Origin of the sequence: Nocardia sp. NPDC050413 (assembly GCF_040655475.1) — a bacterium.
GTDB classification, from domain to species: domain Bacteria; phylum Actinomycetota; class Actinomycetes; order Mycobacteriales; family Mycobacteriaceae; genus Nocardia; species Nocardia coubleae.
Genome location: NZ_JBFAJZ010000002.1, coordinates 443221 through 458605 on the forward strand (window position 1 = coordinate 443221; position 15385 = coordinate 458605).

Sequence of the window (15385 nt, forward strand, 5' to 3'; positions counted from 1 at the left end):
CGGCACGTCGGCGGTGTGCCTGCTCGCACGCTCACCGGACCGTCGTGCCGGTGGCGCGCGGACGGTGCCGCGATTCGGCGCGTCGGCGTCGTTGTCATGCCAGTGCCATCGCCGTCACCGTGGCCAGACACATCGCCGGACCGTGGGGTATCACCCTGCGTGAAGTCACCTGCCGCGCGCTGTCGACGGCGCGTCCCGATACCGACCGCAACCAGTGCCTACCCAGCACAACAGCCGCCGCCACTGCCGTGAGCAGTGGCGCCGCGACGGCCGCCCACGTCCACGCGGGTGGGCCGGCCAGCGCGGCCGCCGCGCCGAGCGCGATCGCCAGCTTCACATCACCGGCGCCGAGCGCGGCGGGCGCGATCAGATGGGTGACCAGGTAAGGCATGGTCAGCAGGGCGGCGCCGATCAGTGCCGTGGTCAATTGCCCGGTGTACCAGGCGAATCCGAAGACGGCGACCGCACCCGCGCCGGTGAGCGCGTTGGGCAGGCGGCGGGCATGGACGTCGATCACGGCGAGGAGCAGACACCAGGCGATGAGCAGGCAGAACGCGGCAGTAGTCATGTGTCGATCGTGCTGGCCCGAGCGGCGGCGATCGAGGCCTCTGCACCGAATGTGGACAACTTTCGCACATGTGGACAGCCCGATCTCCAGAACTGCTGTCGCACACGGACTACGCCGAGGTCGGCGCAGGAAAATCCGGTGCCACGCCCGGAACCGAACATGGCGCACTCGATGCCCACGTGTCCGTGGTTCGGCGGTAGCGTTGACTCATGTGTGCTGACTACACGGGTCCCGACCACGCGGCACGGCGTGGCGCCCTGCGGAGCCTGCTGGTGGAGAACGGCGTCGACGCGCTGCTCGTGACCGATCTGGTCAATATCCGCTATCTCACCGGCTTCACCGGCTCCAACGCCGTCCTGCTCGTGCACTCGTGGGACATGCGTGGCGCCGAGGACCGCACCGTCATCGGCACCGACGGCCGCTACGCCGCCCAGGTGACCGAGCAGACCCCCGATCTCCGTGCCGAGATCTCACGCGCCACCACCCGGCGCATCCTCGAGCTGGCGGGCGAGTGGCAACTCGGCCGCGTCGGCTTCGAAAGCCACGTGGTGACCGTCGCCGAGCACGAGTCGTACGGGGAGCTGCGCACCGGGCTGCAGCTCGTGCCGACCTCCGGCCTGGTCGAGCAGCTGCGCATGGTCAAGGACGACTACGAGGTCGAGCAGTTGCGGGCCGCGTGCGCCGCCGCCGATGCCGGCCTTGCGTCCCTGCTCGAGCGTGGCCTGCTGCGACCCGGCCGCACCGAGCGTCAGGTGGCGAGAGATCTCGAATGGGCGATGTTCGAGCACGGCGCCGATGCCGTCTCGTTCGAGACCATCGTGGCCGCGGGCGTCAATTCGGCCGTGCCGCACCACCGGCCCACCGGCGCGGTCCTCGCCACGGGCGACTTCGTGAAACTCGACTTCGGCGCGGTCGTCGACGGCTACCACTCCGACATGACGCGCACGCTCGTCCTCGGTGAACCGGCCGGCTGGCAGCGCGAGATCTACGAGCTGGTCGCCCGCTCCCAGCAGGCGGGACGGGAAGCACTGAAACCCGGTGCCAAGACCGCCGAGGTCGATGCCGCCGCCCGCGTGGTCATCGAGGACGCGGGCTACGGCCCGCAGTTCGTACACGGCCTCGGACACGGCGTCGGGCTGCAGATCCACGAAGCGCCCGGAGTGGCCAAAACGAGTACCGGTACACTTCTGGCAGGCGTGGCGGTGACCGTCGAACCAGGTGTGTACCTTCCCGGCCGCGGCGGGGTCCGGATCGAGGACACGCTCGTGGTGCGCGAAGGGGGCCCGGAACTGCTCACCCTCACCAGCAAGAACCTGACCGTCGTCGAGTGACGACGGCGCCCCCAGAGACACGCAGTAACGAACGAGGAGATCCGAAGACAGTGGCGGACACCAGCGACTTCAAGAACGGCCTTGTGCTGAAGATCGACGGTCAGCTTCAGCAGATCGTCGAATTCCAGCACGTGAAGCCGGGTAAGGGCCCCGCCTTCGTGCGGACCAAGCTGAAGAACGTCGTGTCCGGCAAGGTCGTCGACAAGACCTTCAACGCGGGTGTCAAGGTCGAGACCGCCACCGTCGACCGTCGCGACATGACCTACCTGTACCACGACGGCTCCGACTACATCTTCATGGACGGCGAGACCTACGACCAGATCTCCATCCCGGAGGCCACCATCGGTCAGGGTGCGCGCTTCCTGCTGGAGAACATGGGCGTGCAGGTCGCCGTGCACGAGGACGCGCCGCTGTTCGTGGAGCTCCCGGTGACCATCGAGCTGCTGGTGCAGCACACCGACATCGGCCTGCAGGGTGACCGCTCCACCGGCGGCACCAAGCCCGCCACCCTGGAAACCGGCGCCGAGGTGCAGGTCCCGCTGTTCATCAACACCGGTGACAAGCTGAAAATCGACTCGCGCGACGGCAGCTACCTCGGCCGCGTCAACGCCTGATCGTGGCGGACTCCCCGGCAGACAAGAAGGGCTCGTACAAGAAGCTCGGTGCGCGCCACAAGGCGCGTCGCCGTGCCGTGGACATGCTGTTCGAGGCGGAGGCGCGTGACGTCGACGTCTCCGATCTGCTGGCCGAGCGAGCCGAGCTCGCGACCCGCGATCAGAGCGTGGCCCCTGTACACCCGTACACCAACACCCTCGTCGAGGGCGTCGCCGACGACCTCGACCGGGTGGACGGCACCATCGAGTCCTACCTGCAGGACTGGACCCTGACGCGGCTGCCCGCCGTGGACCGGGCCATCCTGCGGATCGCGGTGTGGGAGCTGTTCCACGCCACCGACGTGCCCCCGGTCGTCGCGGTCGACGAGGCGGTGGAGCTGGCCAAGGAGCTGTCCACCGACGATTCCCCGTCGTTCGTGAACGGTGTGCTCGGCCAGGTCGTGCAGGTGGCGCCGCAGGTGCGGGCCGCCGCGGCCGCGACACGGGCACCTCGGCAGGAACCGGAGGCCTGAGCGTGGCCAAGTACCTGGTGATGGCCCGGCGCACACCCGGGTTCGACGCCTCGGTCATCGAACCGCACCGCGAATTCCTGCGTGATCTGCTCGCGAAAGGGCAGCTGCAGGAGAGCGGTGGATTCAGCGACGGCACCGGCGGCGCCTATGTGGTGCTGGCCGAAAACCTCGACGCCGCAACAACAATCGTGCACTCCGATCCACTGCACACCATGGGTGCTTCGGAACTGACCGTTCACGAATGGACGATCACCGTCTCCGCGTGATCCCGTTCCGCCCACAGCCGCGCGCTCGAACGAGCGTGCGGCTGTTCGCCGTTCGGGCCGTGGTCCGACGGCCTCCGCCGGTGGGTGTACGAGGAAACCGGCGGAGGCGCGGCCGCGCCGGGTAGCGCGGTGTCGGGTGTGCGTGGGCACCCGATGATCCTGCAACCTCGAGTGGGCTCGAGGTCAAGAGGGTCAGCGGCGGGCGTGGACGAGGGGGGCGAGGAAGCTTTCGATCTGTGCGCCCGACGGTTGACCGAGACGCCTGCCCAGATAGTCCGGTGCGTCGCCTGCGGCACGGCAGCGGTCGGGGTCGGTGTTGGCCGGGTCGTTGGAGTAGCGCTCGCCGAGCATGGTCGCCTTGGCGACTTCGCGTCCGGTGCGCAGCTCGTAGACGGTCACCTCGTAGGTGGCGCGGAACAGGTTGACCGTGCGGCCCACCGGTGCGCCGGGCGAGGGCGCGTACTGGCAGGTCTGGACGAGGTCGCGCAGTTCCAGCTGCTTCATACAGGCGATGAGCTGTACCGATGACGGGTCGGTCGGGCGCCACGCGCTCGAATCCTCCGGTCGGACCATGCTGGTGAGATGGCCCGAGAGATAGATCGGCGCCACATCGCCGCGCTGGTAGGGGGCGGCGTTCGGGAACGGCTTCTTGTCCGGCCCGCACATGCGGTCGTAGTCCGACATCTCGAAGCGGCTCGCCTGTACCGCCGTGATGGCGAAGAAACCGGCCCCGAACAAGAAGATGAACAGGATCAAGCCGAGCCCCGCCCCGATCTTCGGCAGACTCCTGCCGCGTTCCGCACGCTCGCGGACAGGGCGGTTCTGCCAGCGCTCACGCAGCGACGGTCCGCTCGGCCCGGTGCGCTGGCGCGATCCGGTGCGCCGGAAGTCGCGCCGGCGACGGCGCAGCGACGGACGCCGCCCGGGTTGCTCGTGGCCGACCCAATCGGTCCAGCTACCTGAACTCGACGAGTGGCTATCAGTGCTCGACGGAGTGCTCCAAGAAGCGGCGGCCGCACCGGACGACAACCTTTCGCCGCGCGGCAGGTGGGAGTCGGCCGTGCGGGAATCATCGTGTCGCTCATCAGGTTCCACGGCCGTGCTCGAATCGTGCATCGGCTCGGGCGCGGGAGGAAGGCGCTCCGGTTCACCGCTGTCGCTCTTGCTCAGCGAGATGACGTCGCCGGACTCGCGATCGTCGACATCGTCTTCCCGCCGCCCGTCGGCAGGTTCCTCGGTTTCGCCGTGGAGTGGCGGTGCACTGGAGCGTGCCGTGGTGTGGTCCGGGGACACCGGATCAGCTGCTACCTCAGTCGAATTCGGCACCTGAGCGCTCGTCACCACGTCATCGGGTGGCCCCGCACCGACCGGTGCCGATTCCTTTTCGGCAGGGGTGGTCTCGGTCGCGGCGGAGGTCGATGCGGGCGCCGACCGATGCGGCCGGTTCGCCAGCCGGTCGATCGCCGCCAAGAACGCGGGCGTAGGCGACTGACCCGCCCCCACCGGATCATGACGAGTCGGCTCGGCCCTCTCGTCCTCGGAACGCGTTGCCGCCGAGGCGGACAGTGAACCGAGCTCCGCCGGAGACGCGGGCGCCGCGGGCCTGCTGGTGGCTGCCGCTTCGAGTTCGTCCGGGAACCCCTGCGCCGTCAGGTCGTCGGTCGAGGGCAGCAGGTGGCCGAGATTGAGGGCCGTGAAAACCCGCGCGACGTCCTCGACGCTGAGCCGAACGGTTCGCCCGATCTCGGCTTCGAAATAGTCGTGCAACGCGGTGAAGTCGTCGCGGTCGACGATCACCGCGCGGTACCCGTCGGCGATGCGTGTCTCTTCGATGGTGATCTGGGCGCCCGGCTGGGGGACCAGTGCGATGACCGCGTTCACCCAGCCGAAGATCCCGGACTGCTGCAGCAGGCTTTTCGCCGCGAAGACCTGCCTGCGCACCTGCACGAACGGATTCGGCACGCGCGCGGCGTGATACAGCGCCGCCGGGGCGCCGTCGATGGTCCACGGTCCGTTCGGTGGGGTGGCGAGGGTGCCTTCCTGGCGGGTGGTGAAACCCTTGACCTCCAGGATGGTCACGGTCTGCGGGGTGCACACCAGCGCGTCGACCTCGACCGATCCGCCCCGGTTCTCCGGCACATGGCAACGGAAGACCGCGACGCCACCGGCCCGGAATGCCTCGTCGCGGATCGCCGCACCGACTATCTGTTCCGCGCCTTCGAGTTCGGTCTCGTCCGCGACAACGACGATCACCACGACCCCCTGAGCACCCGACTGCGGACCCCTACCAGAATACGGCCTCCCCGTGCCGTTCCGAATCCTGTTGCCGAGCAACGAGTTCGGTAAGAATGATTACCCATTTCACCACGGCGCGCTTCCGGGTGGCCGTGGGTCGTCGCCCGCCGGACGTTCCCAGGTGAGTGGGGGTGTGGTGACCTGACCCGCGACGAGCACCAGCCCGGTCGGCCGATCGACGGCGAGGAATCCGAAGGGCCGATCGATATTCACCGAGGTGATGGTCGCCCAGTCCATCTGCGGCATCCAGCCGAGGGTCACGGCGGCAGCGGTGACCGCGGCCGCCTCGAAACCCGCGGCGTCGAACCGTGCGATCACATTCTGCGCCGCGGCTTCGACGGCGAGCGGGAACGAGCTGATGCCCGGGAAATGCCCTTGCGACGAGTCACGGGCGGCGGAGAGGCCGAACAGGGCGGCGTGGTCGAGAAGATTGTGGTGTGCGGCGATGTCGAAGGGCGGGAGCGTCAGGACGACGGAGTCGCCGTCGACGGTCTCACGCCGCTCGACGGTCAGACAGGGGGCAATCGTGCCCAGAGGTAGGTCGGACGTGACGGACAGGGTTCCGTCGAGTGCCGCGATTCCCGCCGCCACGGCACTGCGCGGGTCGCTACCGATCAGCAGGTGGACATCGAGCTCGCCACGACCGGCGACGATCACCCTGGTGACATCCGAACCGAGGACGGACACGCTTCCGTCGGGATAGGCGGTCCGGTACAAGCCGGTGCCGCGATGCCCCTGCCACGGCCCCGTTTCGGGCGTCCACCGGATCTCGTCGAACGGCATGACCCACTTCGTGCGCGCTAACAGCGCTGTGGCCAGGGCGAATACGGTCATCGGCGAGATCGGCACCGGAAATTTCTCGATCAGCCCGCCGGTCTGCTCCCGTGCCCAAGCATCCAGTGCCGCAGGATCACCCAGTTCGCCGACGGTTCCGGCGGGCATACTCGCGATCCATTCCGGGCGCAACGGCAGGCCTGCCTTCGCCCATGCGCCGATCGCGGTCGACACCTCCCGGGAATCGTCGAGGGATTTCAGCATCGCCAGCCCGGCCGCATGCGCCTCGTCGGCCGGAATTCCCAGGGCAGCGGCCAATTCGGTCCTGGCCGGTCCCTGCGCCGCACCCGCGAGTACGGCGAGCAACGGCCACAGCCCGGCCGCCGACACCGCCGTGTTCGCGCCCCCGAAGGTGGTGCACCACCGCGCCGTGAGCTCGTTGGCCGAGCGGACGTGTGGCATCAGCAAACTCCCCATGGGCGCCGATCTTACGACCAACCACCGACATCTCGCCGTCTTCCCACGGCGGCACAGCCGATCAGTCGCGCACGATCCCCAGCCAGACATAGTCCCTGGCCCGGGTCACCGCGACGAACTGCTGACGCATCAGCAGGTCGTAGCGTTCCTGCTCGGCATCGGTACGCGGTGGTGGGGTGGGTTGGGTGAACGGGTGGATCACCGCCTGGAAGTCCAGGCCCTTCGCCCGATACACGGTGCCCACCTTGACGCCGCTGTCGGTATCGGCGCAGCGGTAGTCGACGAGCTCCTGTGCCGCGATGCCCCATGCGCGCAGCGTCCGCAGGACGGCGTCGGCCTCTGCGTTGGTGATCGTGATGACGGCGGTGTCCGACAGCGAGATCCCCTCGGCAACAATGCGATCGAGCTGGCGCCGAAGGTGGACGGGCAGTTCGGCGCTGGTGCAGGTGATCTGTTCGGCGTATCCGTCGGGCAGGGCGGCATCGGTGAGGTCGAGGCTGTGCCGGTCCGGGGTATCGATATCGTCGACCGGGCAGGCACCGTCCAGGCTCGCGGCCAGTTTCAGAATCGCGTGCCGGTTGCGGTAGTTCTTGGTGAGCTTCTCGCTGCGACCGACGATATTGATGTCGGCATCGATGAAACGCCAGCCGCCCGCGTAGATCTGCTGCTGGCGGTCCCCGACGAACAGCAGCGAATTCGGTTCGTCGCCGGTGAGCGCGTGCACCAGGCGCACTCCCTGCAGGGTCATGTCCTGCATTTCGTCGACGACGACCATCGCGTACGGCCGCGGCAACGGGTTGGTGCGCAGTTCGTCGAGCGCGGCGGTGATGACGTCGTTGCCGTCGTAGCACTGGCGTTCGGTGCGGATCCGCTCGTATTCCACGTACAGATTCCACACGTGTACGCGCTGGCTGGTGCGCAACGCGACGCGCCTGCCCCGGCGGTCCAGCCCGTCGTAGGCGTCGAAACCCGCCTCGGTGGGTGGTAGGCCACGGCCTTTGATCACCCGATCGATCTCCTCGCGCCAGTAGCGGGGATCTGGAGCGGCGTTCGTGAGCGGGCTCGAGCGGCCGACCTTGGCCCACGCGCGATTGAACGCGGTCTCGGTGCGGCGCAGTTCCATCTTGCGGTGGATACCGCGTTCGGCGAGGAAGTCCTGCGCCCAGGAGTGCAGGTTGGTGAATTCCGCGCGGCCAACCGTCGGCAGCAGGCGGGCGAAGGCGGATTCCTGGCACGGCGGCAGGTTCTTGACCAGCGTGGTGAACAGCAGCGGTCCCGTGCTGCGGCGCGCCCGGTGCGCCATGCGGTGCAGCGCCAGCACTGTTTTGCCGGATCCGGCCGGGCCGACGATGCGGGCAGGCCCGTTGTGGTTGCGGGTCACCAGGGCGAGTTGGGCGGGATCGAGGAACGACAACCAGGTCGGGAACGGTTTGCGCAGCGCGCCGGTCAGATGGTCGGTGCGCAGCGACTCCACGTCGAGCAGGCCGTCGGACTCGGTGAGTGCCTGCTCCGGTTCCACGCGGGGCACCGCACGGTAGTCGGAGTTGCGTCGCGCGGTGTGTTCGGCGAGCGCACCGGCCAGCTGGGCGGGCATCACGGGCTTGCGACTCAGCAACGCTCGAACGGTGGCATCGGTGCACACCACGAACCGTCCGTCCGCGCCGGTGTGCCTGCCCGGTGGCAGCACGAACACCAATTCGACGGTCTCGCGCACGAATTCGTTGCCGTTCGGCCCGATCTTCACACCGGTGAACATCTGCTCGGCTTGTGCGCGCAACCGCCGGATCTGCGCCTCACCGGGCAGTTCGTCCACCACGTTGACCGCGAAAACCCCACCGGGACCGACGATCACCGCATCACAGCGCCCCGCGGGCGCGGGCTGCCGACGATGCAGCAGCAGCCGCCACCGCTGCCGTCCCGCCAGCAGCACCGACGTGTAGACGCCACGCGACCGCCCCGGCATTTCCTCGACGGTCTCGGCCAGCGCCTCCTCGGCCCGTACCCGCAGAACCTCATGATCATTACTGGAAACCATCACGCCACCCCACTGTTCCGCGCACTCCAACGCCCCTCCAGTATCGTCCGATACCCAAGCAACAGAACGCATTTCGGATCAACAGGGGACCGTGGGCCCACACCCGACCGGTCGGATTGCCGAGCGCTGATTCACGGACGCAACAACACACTGCCCATCGCGACACGATCCTCGAGCATCCGATGCGCCTTCGCGGCGTCGGCCATCGGGAGTACCGCGTCCACCACCGGAACCAGCCGCCCCTGCGCCGCGGCGTCCAGTGCCGCCGCGCCGTGTGCGGCCACCGTGCCCAACCACGCCGGACCCGCGCACCCGGTGAGCGTGAGCCCACGCAGTATCAGCTCCGCGGCCGTGACCTGCGCCGGGGCTCCGGCGAGCCACCCGTAGCTGAGGATTCGGCCGCGCAGCGGGGTGACGAAGTCGAGCACGGGTGTCAGCGAATCGCCGCCGATCGAATCGAAGACGACGCCGAGGGTGTCGTCGCCGAGCAGTGCCGGTAGTTGCCGCGCCCAGTCGGGTGCGTTGTGGTCGACGACCTCGTGCGCACCGTTGGCGCGGGCCAGTTCGGCTTTCGCGGGGCCGCCCGCGGTGGCGATCACCCGCAGTCGGGCCGCGGCGCACAATCGGGTGAGGCTCGCACCGACTCCGGTCGCCGCTGCCTCGACGAGCACGGTCTCACCTGCGCTCGGCGCCGCGGTGTCGAACAGCGCGGTCGCCACCGACCCGGCCATCAGGATCGCCGCGGCGGCGTCCGGATCGAGACCGGTCGGGACGGTGGTGACCGAATCCGCCGACACCGCGACAAATTCGGCATACGACCCGTATCCCGGTGTGGACAAGACGACCCGTGAGCCGAGGAGCCCTTGATCTACGTCGGCACCGACCTCGACCACGGTGCCCGCTGCTTGGAACCCGAACACCGCGGGAAGTCGCGCGGGAAACGGGAAGGCTCCCGACCGCATCAGGGTCTCCGGGTAGAGCACCGGGATGGCCTCGATCCGGACGAGTACCTCACCCGCCGCTGCTCGTGGGGTGTCGACTTCCTCGACGACCAGGACTTCGGGTGCGCCGACGGTGGTCATTACGATTGCTTGCAACGGAACTCCATAAGTTGACTGACGGTCCAGTTCTCTCGATGGGAGACGATATGGACCGTCGGTCAACTTTGTCAACGGATCGGCAGTGTGCCGAGGAAATGAGTGCGATGGGCGAGGGTCGTCGGGTCGAACGAGCCGATGCCGCGCGCAACCGGCGGGCAATTCTCGAGGCGACCATGGCGCTGCTCGACGAACACGGGGCCGCCGGGGTGACCATGGACCGGGTCGCGGCGGCGGCGGGGGTCGGGAAGGGCACCATCTTCCATCGCTTCGGCAGCCGCTCGGGCCTGCTCTACGAACTCATCGCGGAGGGGGCGACCGAGCTCATGACGCGAGTGCTCGACGGCCCGCCGCCGCTGGGACCCGGCGCACCCGCCGGTGACCGGTTGCTCGCGTTCTTCGATGCGATGACCTGCCTGGTCACCGACCATGTCGAGCTGATCGCCGCGTACCGCGCGATGCCGCCGCATCCGCGCACCGAGGAGTTCCACACCTTCTGGGCCGAGCACATCAGCACGCTCCTCCGGGAGGTAAGGCCTGATCTCGACGCCGAAACCGTTGGTGCACTGCTGCTTTCGTCGATCGGTGGCGATCTCGCCCAGCAGATGGCCAGGGCAGGGGAGGTCGCGCGGCTCCGGGCGGCCGTTCAGGACATGGCCCGCTCGGTGCTGAACACGCCACGGTGACGAGCCGTCGGCGGCGGTTCAGCGGACGCCGCGGGGGCGGAACTGGATGCTGATGCGTGGACCGACCGGACGTGCGGTCTTGGGGACGGCGTGTTCCCAGGTGCGCTGACAGGCGCCGCCCATGACGAGCAGATCGCCGTGACCTGCGGTGAAGCGGACGCTGGCGCCGCCACCTCGGGGCCGTAGGAGCAGGGCGCGCGGGGCGCCGACGGAGACGATCGCCACTATGGTGTCGTGGGTGGCGCCACGGCCGATGGTGTCGCCGTGCCAGGCGACACTGTCGCGACCGTCGCGGTAGAAGCACAGCCCCGCGGTCCGGAAGGGTTCGCCCAGTTCGGGCAGGTAGTGCTCGGTAAGGGCGTCGCGCGCCTCGACCAGCACCCGATCCGGCAGGGGATCGTGCTCCCCGAAGAAGGAGATCAGGCGCGGCACGTCGACCACCCGGTCGTACATCGGCCTGCGTTCGGCGTGCCAGGGCACCCGCTCGGCGAGTCGATCGAACACCTCGCTCGCCCCGCTCAGCCATCCGGGCGCGACATCGACCCAGGCGGTGGCGTCGAGCTGGGTCCGCCGGAGAGCGTCCAGCGAACCCAGCGCAATCGCCTCACCGTCGAACAGTGAACCTTGCAGGGGCATCGACATGACCGCCATTCTAGCGCGCATTCGAACGTATGTTCGTATTCCTGTGCTTATGTCCCGGCGAGCGCGGTGACCACCGGGGCGAACCGTTCGGCGACGTCGGCGCCGACGACGATGTAGGAGAAGCCGGCTTCCTCGCGGCGGCGCTGGATTTCGTCGATGGCGGCGGCGGGGTCGTCGGGGAGGACGCTGAGGGCGTCGGCGGCGCGGAGTGCGGCGGGATCGGTCGCGGGGTGGGCCATGTGCGGTGCGACGGTGTCGCCGATCACCGGGACGGCCAGGGCCAGCTCGGGGCCGTTGGCGGTGCGGAATTCGCGGGTCAGCTGCTCGACCTGGTTCCGGGGTCGATCGTCGAGCGGGAAGGTGACCGTGTCGGCGATCTCGGCCGCCAGGGCCCGCGCCTTGGGGCCGTACACCGCCATCGCCACCGGGGTGCGCCGGTCCGGGCCGTCGAGTTCGCGTAGCCGGTCGACGGTTTCCCGGATGTGGGCCAGTCGTTCGCCCGGCGGAACGATCGGCAGGCCCTTGTCCCGCAACTCGTCCTCGATACCGCCGCGTCCGGTGCCGATTCCCATCTCGAACCGCCCGTCCGTCAGGAGCGACAGCGAATGCGCTTCCCAGGCGGTCATCCACGGCGGGCGCAGGGGAGAGGCATACACCCAGGTCCCCACGCGCAGGTCCGTCAGTGCGGCAGCGGTGGCGAGCATGGGCGCCGGCGCCGGTTGCGTGAGCGGGAAATCCGGCACCAACAGGGTCGAATACCCGAGTCCGGCGATCCTCCGAACTCGCTCCCGCCAGACCTGCGCCTCACTCCTGAGTGGAGCGACAACCCCGAACCGAAACTTCCTGACCATCGGCGAACACCCTTCTGTCGACATGTGACGATGTTCCGACGACAACCCCGCCCGAAATTCATCGCCGACTCGCTCGTGCGACTGTCCGACCGGAGGCTTCGGTGCGCTCGCCGCGGCGGACTTGACCCTCACGTAACGTCAGGCTCGACGATCACTCGTATGAACTTTCCAGCTTTCGAGATGAGCCCGGTGCCCGTTCCCGGTCCCGATGCCGTGGCGCCGCAACTGTTCCGGGGTATCTACGGGATGCCGATGTTCGTGATCGTGCCGTGTGCCGATATCGCGAAGTCGGTGGAATTCTGGGTGGAGGGGCTCGGGTTCTTCGACTTCTTCACCGCGCCGGGGCAGGTGACGCACCTGCGGCGGTGGGCGTTTCAGGATGTGCTTCTCGTGCCGGGGGCGCGGGCGGAAGGACCGGGTGGGCTCACGGTGAGTTTCTCCTGCGTGCTCGATGAGATCGACGGCATCGCCGAAGCGTGCGAGCGGGCGGTGCCGGGGTGCACGGTCGGCCCACGGGTGATGCCGTGGAATTCGATGGAACTCGAGGTGGTGACTCCGGAGCACATGCGTGTGGTGATGACCGCCGCCCGCCCGTACGACCCGGACAGCCCGGCGGCCGAGCACCTGCGGTCGATGGGGATCGAGGGGCCATGACGGCACAATGGTGGTCGTGACCACCTCGCCACGCACCGTCGGCGCCACGGCGCGGCTGCTCGGTGTCACCACGCGCACCCTGCATCACTGGGATGCGATCGGGCTGGTCTGCCCGTCGGAGCGCAGCCCCGGCGGGTACCGGCTCTACAGCGCGGCCGAGGTGGCGCGCGCCCACCGTGTGCTGGTCTACCGCGAACTCGGCGTACCCCTCGACGACATCGCGGGCCTGCTGGACGCACCGACCGCCGACGCTCTCACCACCCTGCGCGAGCAGCGCGCCGAACTCGAGGCCCGCATCCATCGGCTACGCGGGATGGCCGACGCGGTGGATCGGCTGATCGAGGCACGGGAGTCGGGCATCCTGCTCCCCGCCGAGGATCAGGTCGCGATCTTCGGCGACGGATGGGAACCGGCGTGGGTCGAGCAGGCCCGCGAACGCTGGGGCGAGACCCCGCAGTGGGCGCAGTACGCCGAACGCGTCGCCAACCGTACGCCGGAGGACTGGCGAAAGACCTCCGACGACCTGTCCGCCCTGCACACCGACCTCGCCGCGGCCCTGCGCCACGGTGTCACACCGGGCAGTCCGGAAGCCGACACCCTCGCCGAACGCCACCGCGCCTCCCTCGGGGTCTATTTCGACTGCACCCACGCCATGCACGTCTGCCTGGCCCGCACCTACCGCACCGATCCCGGCTACACCGCCTTCTACGACTCCCTCGCGCCTGGCCTGACCCGCTGGCTGTGCGCCGTCATCGACGCCAACGCCCGAGCCAACGGCATCGACCCAGCCACTGCGACCTTGAGTTGACCGCCATCTTCACAGGGTGGGGCGTTCAACTCGCGAGGACGACCAGACCGGCGCCTATCAGCGCCACGAGTGCGATCACGTCGGCACGGGCCACCCGAAGGGTTCGAGCGTTGAGTTTGCCCGGCCCGATCACCGCGGTGAGTACGAGAAACGATGCGGTGCTGACGATTCCGGCCGTGAGCGTGACAGTTCTTGCGGCAGGAACCACCGCGCCGACGACCAACCCGAACCCCACCGTCGCGAGCAACACCGCGCGATGACGCAGGAGAAGTTCCAGATCCCTGTCCGTGACGTCGGTGCCATAGGCGGTGCTCGCCCGTCGCGGCGACAACGCGACCACACCGGGCACGATGTGCAGAATTCCGACGCCGATCAGCAGCGTCGCGACGATGCCTGCTCCCACCTTGCACTCCTCCGTTTTTCGTACCTGAAGTCGTGCAAGCATGTCCGGTGCAGGCGGGCGACCACTTCCGTAAACGTGTCGTATTCCGGCGGACGGCTTCGGCCTTGGCGCGCAGTTTCATCGAGAACGCGCGTCACGAGCCCTATGCGGTGGTCGCCCAGACCTGATAGCGACCGGAATCCCCGGGAGCCTCGGCCGCGCGCAGACCGGTCTCGACCAGGCGATAACCGAGCCTGCGAGGCACTGCCGCGCTGCGGACATTGGCAGCGTCGCAACGGATTTCGACGCGCTCGATGTGGGTGAGCGCTAGGGCGGCGGCGGTGAGCGCGCGCACCGCCCGGGTGATCACGCCGCGACCGGTATGGGCCACGTGACACCAATACCCGATTTCCAGCGCTCCGGCCGCCACGCGGTCGTGCAGCCCGGCCCCACCGGCGACTTCGCCTGCCGCAGTGAAGATTCCGTACAGGTACCCGCCGCCCGGAGTCGGCCACCGCGTGCTCGAGATCTCGATGGAAAGCCGCTGATCCTCGCGCGTGGGTGGTTCGGCCGCCCACGCCATCCACCGGTGCAGGTGCTCGTGCGAATCGACGAGCGCGGCCAACCGGCTGTCCACGTCCTCCAGGCGCCACCGGCGCACGACCAGGTCACCCAGGTCGATACGCTCCGGCGGCGTCGCCACGAAATCGATTCCCATAGTCGATGGTCACCGGCCCCGGAGCGCCACGTCAAAGCGTTTTCGCCGAGCGGTCAGGAGAGGCGGTCGAGAATTCCGAGAGCGATATCGGTTGCGGCATCGGCCATCTGGTCGTCGGGCAGTGCCAGATCACCCATCATCGACACACTCCAGCTGATCGCCAGGAGCGCCTGTCGGGCGTAGTAGACATCCAACGGTTCGCGATCGGGGTCGGTCATCAGGTCGGCGAGCACGCGGAATTGGTAGCGCAGGCCCGCGCCGAATCCGAGATCGCGGAACGCGGGCTGATTCTCGTGCCAGAACCGCACCATATCGCGCCCGAGGCTGTGCAGCAGGGCGCTGTAGCGGCGCAGAATCTGCTCGGCCCGGTCCTGGCCGGCCGGGGCTTGTTCAGCCCAGGTCACGATGTCGTCGATGCCGCGGCGCAAGTCGTCGGAGAGGCTGACGACGATGTCTTCCTTCGTCCGGAAGTGGTAATACAGTGCGGCTTTCGTGACACCGAGCCGCTCGGCGATCTCCCGCAGCGAGGTCTTCTCGTAGCCGCGCTCGGCGAACAACTCCATCGCCACAGCGCGGATGCGGTCCTTGGTGTCGCTACGACGTCCGTCCACGGAATTCCTTTGCTTGACGACCGGCTAGAAGGAGCCTACCGTCGCCACATATCGGCAATTACTA

General features: G+C 68.4%; 17 protein-coding genes. 7 read left to right on the plus strand and 10 right to left on the minus strand.

Features of this window, described 5'->3' with window-relative positions:
- Positions 1 to 94: 94 nt before the first annotated feature.
- The gene (locus AB0I19_RS08040; RefSeq protein WP_357145967.1) at positions 95 to 568 is read right to left on the minus strand and encodes a prepilin peptidase; all 474 of its coding nucleotides are present in this window, start codon (positions 566 to 568) and stop codon (positions 95 to 97) included.
- A 209-nt stretch (positions 569 to 777) separates the two neighbouring features.
- Between AB0I19_RS08040 and AB0I19_RS08045 the strand changes: the two genes are divergently transcribed.
- From AB0I19_RS08045 to AB0I19_RS08060, 4 genes are read left to right on the plus strand one after another with little or no spacing between them, the layout of a single operon-like run.
- Positions 778 to 1899, plus strand: coding sequence for an aminopeptidase P family protein (locus tag AB0I19_RS08045; RefSeq protein ID WP_357145970.1), 1122 nt, complete (start codon positions 778 to 780; stop codon positions 1897 to 1899).
- A 50-nt stretch (positions 1900 to 1949) separates the two neighbouring features.
- Complete coding sequence (gene efp / locus AB0I19_RS08050) at positions 1950 to 2513, plus strand: elongation factor P (protein ID WP_067493585.1); 564 nt, start codon at positions 1950 to 1952, stop codon at positions 2511 to 2513.
- Positions 2514 to 2515: 2 nt separating this feature from the next.
- Complete coding sequence (nusB, locus tag AB0I19_RS08055; RefSeq protein WP_067636094.1) at positions 2516 to 3025, plus strand: transcription antitermination factor NusB; 510 nt, start codon at positions 2516 to 2518, stop codon at positions 3023 to 3025.
- Between the two features lie 2 nt (positions 3026 to 3027).
- Positions 3028 to 3291 carry a YciI family protein gene (locus tag AB0I19_RS08060; RefSeq protein WP_357145973.1) on the plus strand — a complete coding sequence of 88 codons (264 nt, stop codon included), beginning with the start codon at positions 3028 to 3030 and terminating at the stop codon, positions 3289 to 3291.
- 192 nt (positions 3292 to 3483) lie between these two features.
- Here AB0I19_RS08060 and AB0I19_RS08065 read toward each other — a convergent pair whose 3' ends face one another.
- From AB0I19_RS08065 to AB0I19_RS08080, 4 genes are all read right to left on the minus strand, one after another.
- On the minus strand, positions 3484 to 5544 hold the full coding sequence (locus AB0I19_RS08065; RefSeq protein ID WP_357145976.1) for an NERD domain-containing protein: 2061 nt from the start codon (positions 5542 to 5544) through the stop codon (positions 3484 to 3486).
- A gap of 108 nt (positions 5545 to 5652) precedes the next feature.
- Positions 5653 to 6837, minus strand: coding sequence for a serpin family protein (locus AB0I19_RS08070; RefSeq protein WP_357145979.1), 1185 nt, complete (start codon positions 6835 to 6837; stop codon positions 5653 to 5655).
- 61 nt (positions 6838 to 6898) lie between these two features.
- Positions 6899 to 8872 (minus strand): UvrD-helicase domain-containing protein, encoded by a 1974-nt coding sequence (locus tag AB0I19_RS08075; RefSeq protein ID WP_357145982.1) that lies wholly within the window; start codon positions 8870 to 8872, stop codon positions 6899 to 6901.
- 131 nt (positions 8873 to 9003) lie between these two features.
- Entirely contained in the window at positions 9004 to 9969 is a 966-nt protein-coding gene (locus AB0I19_RS08080; protein ID WP_357145984.1) for a zinc-binding dehydrogenase, read from the minus strand.
- Positions 9970 to 10076: 107 nt separating this feature from the next.
- Here AB0I19_RS08080 and AB0I19_RS08085 point away from each other — a divergent pair, with 107 nt between their 5' ends.
- Positions 10077 to 10655, plus strand: a complete 579-nt coding sequence (locus AB0I19_RS08085) for a helix-turn-helix domain-containing protein (protein WP_357145987.1) — start codon at positions 10077 to 10079, stop codon at positions 10653 to 10655.
- A gap of 18 nt (positions 10656 to 10673) precedes the next feature.
- Here AB0I19_RS08085 and AB0I19_RS08090 read toward each other — a convergent pair whose 3' ends face one another.
- Both AB0I19_RS08090 and AB0I19_RS08095 read right to left on the minus strand, forming a co-directional pair.
- Positions 10674 to 11297 carry an alpha-ketoglutarate-dependent dioxygenase AlkB gene (locus tag AB0I19_RS08090; RefSeq protein ID WP_357145990.1) on the minus strand — a complete coding sequence of 208 codons (624 nt, stop codon included), beginning with the start codon at positions 11295 to 11297 and terminating at the stop codon, positions 10674 to 10676.
- A 47-nt stretch (positions 11298 to 11344) separates the two neighbouring features.
- Positions 11345 to 12172: an LLM class flavin-dependent oxidoreductase gene (locus AB0I19_RS08095; protein ID WP_357145993.1), complete on the minus strand. Its 828-nt coding sequence runs from the start codon at positions 12170 to 12172 to the stop codon at positions 11345 to 11347.
- A gap of 135 nt (positions 12173 to 12307) precedes the next feature.
- On the opposite strand from AB0I19_RS08095, the gene AB0I19_RS08100 reads away from it, so the two are divergent.
- Positions 12308 to 12802, plus strand: coding sequence for a VOC family protein (locus tag AB0I19_RS08100; RefSeq protein WP_357145995.1), 495 nt, complete (start codon positions 12308 to 12310; stop codon positions 12800 to 12802).
- Between the two features lie 16 nt (positions 12803 to 12818).
- Positions 12819 to 13610 (plus strand): MerR family transcriptional regulator, encoded by a 792-nt coding sequence (locus AB0I19_RS08105; protein WP_357145997.1) that lies wholly within the window; start codon positions 12819 to 12821, stop codon positions 13608 to 13610.
- A 25-nt stretch (positions 13611 to 13635) separates the two neighbouring features.
- On the opposite strand, the gene AB0I19_RS08110 is transcribed toward AB0I19_RS08105, so the two are convergent.
- The 3 genes from AB0I19_RS08110 to AB0I19_RS08120 form a co-directional block, all read right to left on the minus strand.
- Positions 13636 to 14013 (minus strand): hypothetical protein, encoded by a 378-nt coding sequence (locus AB0I19_RS08110; RefSeq protein ID WP_357146000.1) that lies wholly within the window; start codon positions 14011 to 14013, stop codon positions 13636 to 13638.
- A gap of 142 nt (positions 14014 to 14155) precedes the next feature.
- Positions 14156 to 14710, minus strand: coding sequence for a GNAT family N-acetyltransferase (locus AB0I19_RS08115; protein ID WP_357146002.1), 555 nt, complete (start codon positions 14708 to 14710; stop codon positions 14156 to 14158).
- A 53-nt stretch (positions 14711 to 14763) separates the two neighbouring features.
- Positions 14764 to 15321 (minus strand): helix-turn-helix domain-containing protein, encoded by a 558-nt coding sequence (locus tag AB0I19_RS08120; protein WP_357146005.1) that lies wholly within the window; start codon positions 15319 to 15321, stop codon positions 14764 to 14766.
- Between the last annotated feature and the right edge of the window lie 64 nt (positions 15322 to 15385).

Excerpts from the sequence above, each read along its gene's own strand:
- AB0I19_RS08045 (WP_357145970.1), top strand. The coding sequence starts at position 778 with ATGTGTGCTGACTACACGGGTCCCGACCACGCGGCACGGCGTGGCGCC.
- AB0I19_RS08040 (WP_357145967.1), bottom strand. The coding sequence starts at position 568 with ATGACTACTGCCGCGTTCTGCCTGCTCATCGCCTGGTGTCTGCTCCTC.
- AB0I19_RS08100 (WP_357145995.1), top strand. The coding sequence starts at position 12,308 with ATGAACTTTCCAGCTTTCGAGATGAGCCCGGTGCCCGTTCCCGGTCCC.
- AB0I19_RS08085 (WP_357145987.1), top strand. The coding sequence starts at position 10,077 with ATGGGCGAGGGTCGTCGGGTCGAACGAGCCGATGCCGCGCGCAACCGG.
- AB0I19_RS08075 (WP_357145982.1), bottom strand. The coding sequence starts at position 8,872 with ATGGTTTCCAGTAATGATCATGAGGTTCTGCGGGTACGGGCCGAGGAG.
- AB0I19_RS08090 (WP_357145990.1), bottom strand. The coding sequence starts at position 11,297 with ATGTCGATGCCCCTGCAAGGTTCACTGTTCGACGGTGAGGCGATTGCG.
- AB0I19_RS08095 (WP_357145993.1), bottom strand. The coding sequence starts at position 12,172 with ATGTCGACAGAAGGGTGTTCGCCGATGGTCAGGAAGTTTCGGTTCGGG.
- AB0I19_RS08115 (WP_357146002.1), bottom strand. The coding sequence starts at position 14,710 with ATGGGAATCGATTTCGTGGCGACGCCGCCGGAGCGTATCGACCTGGGT.
- AB0I19_RS08070 (WP_357145979.1), bottom strand. The coding sequence starts at position 6,837 with ATGGGGAGTTTGCTGATGCCACACGTCCGCTCGGCCAACGAGCTCACG.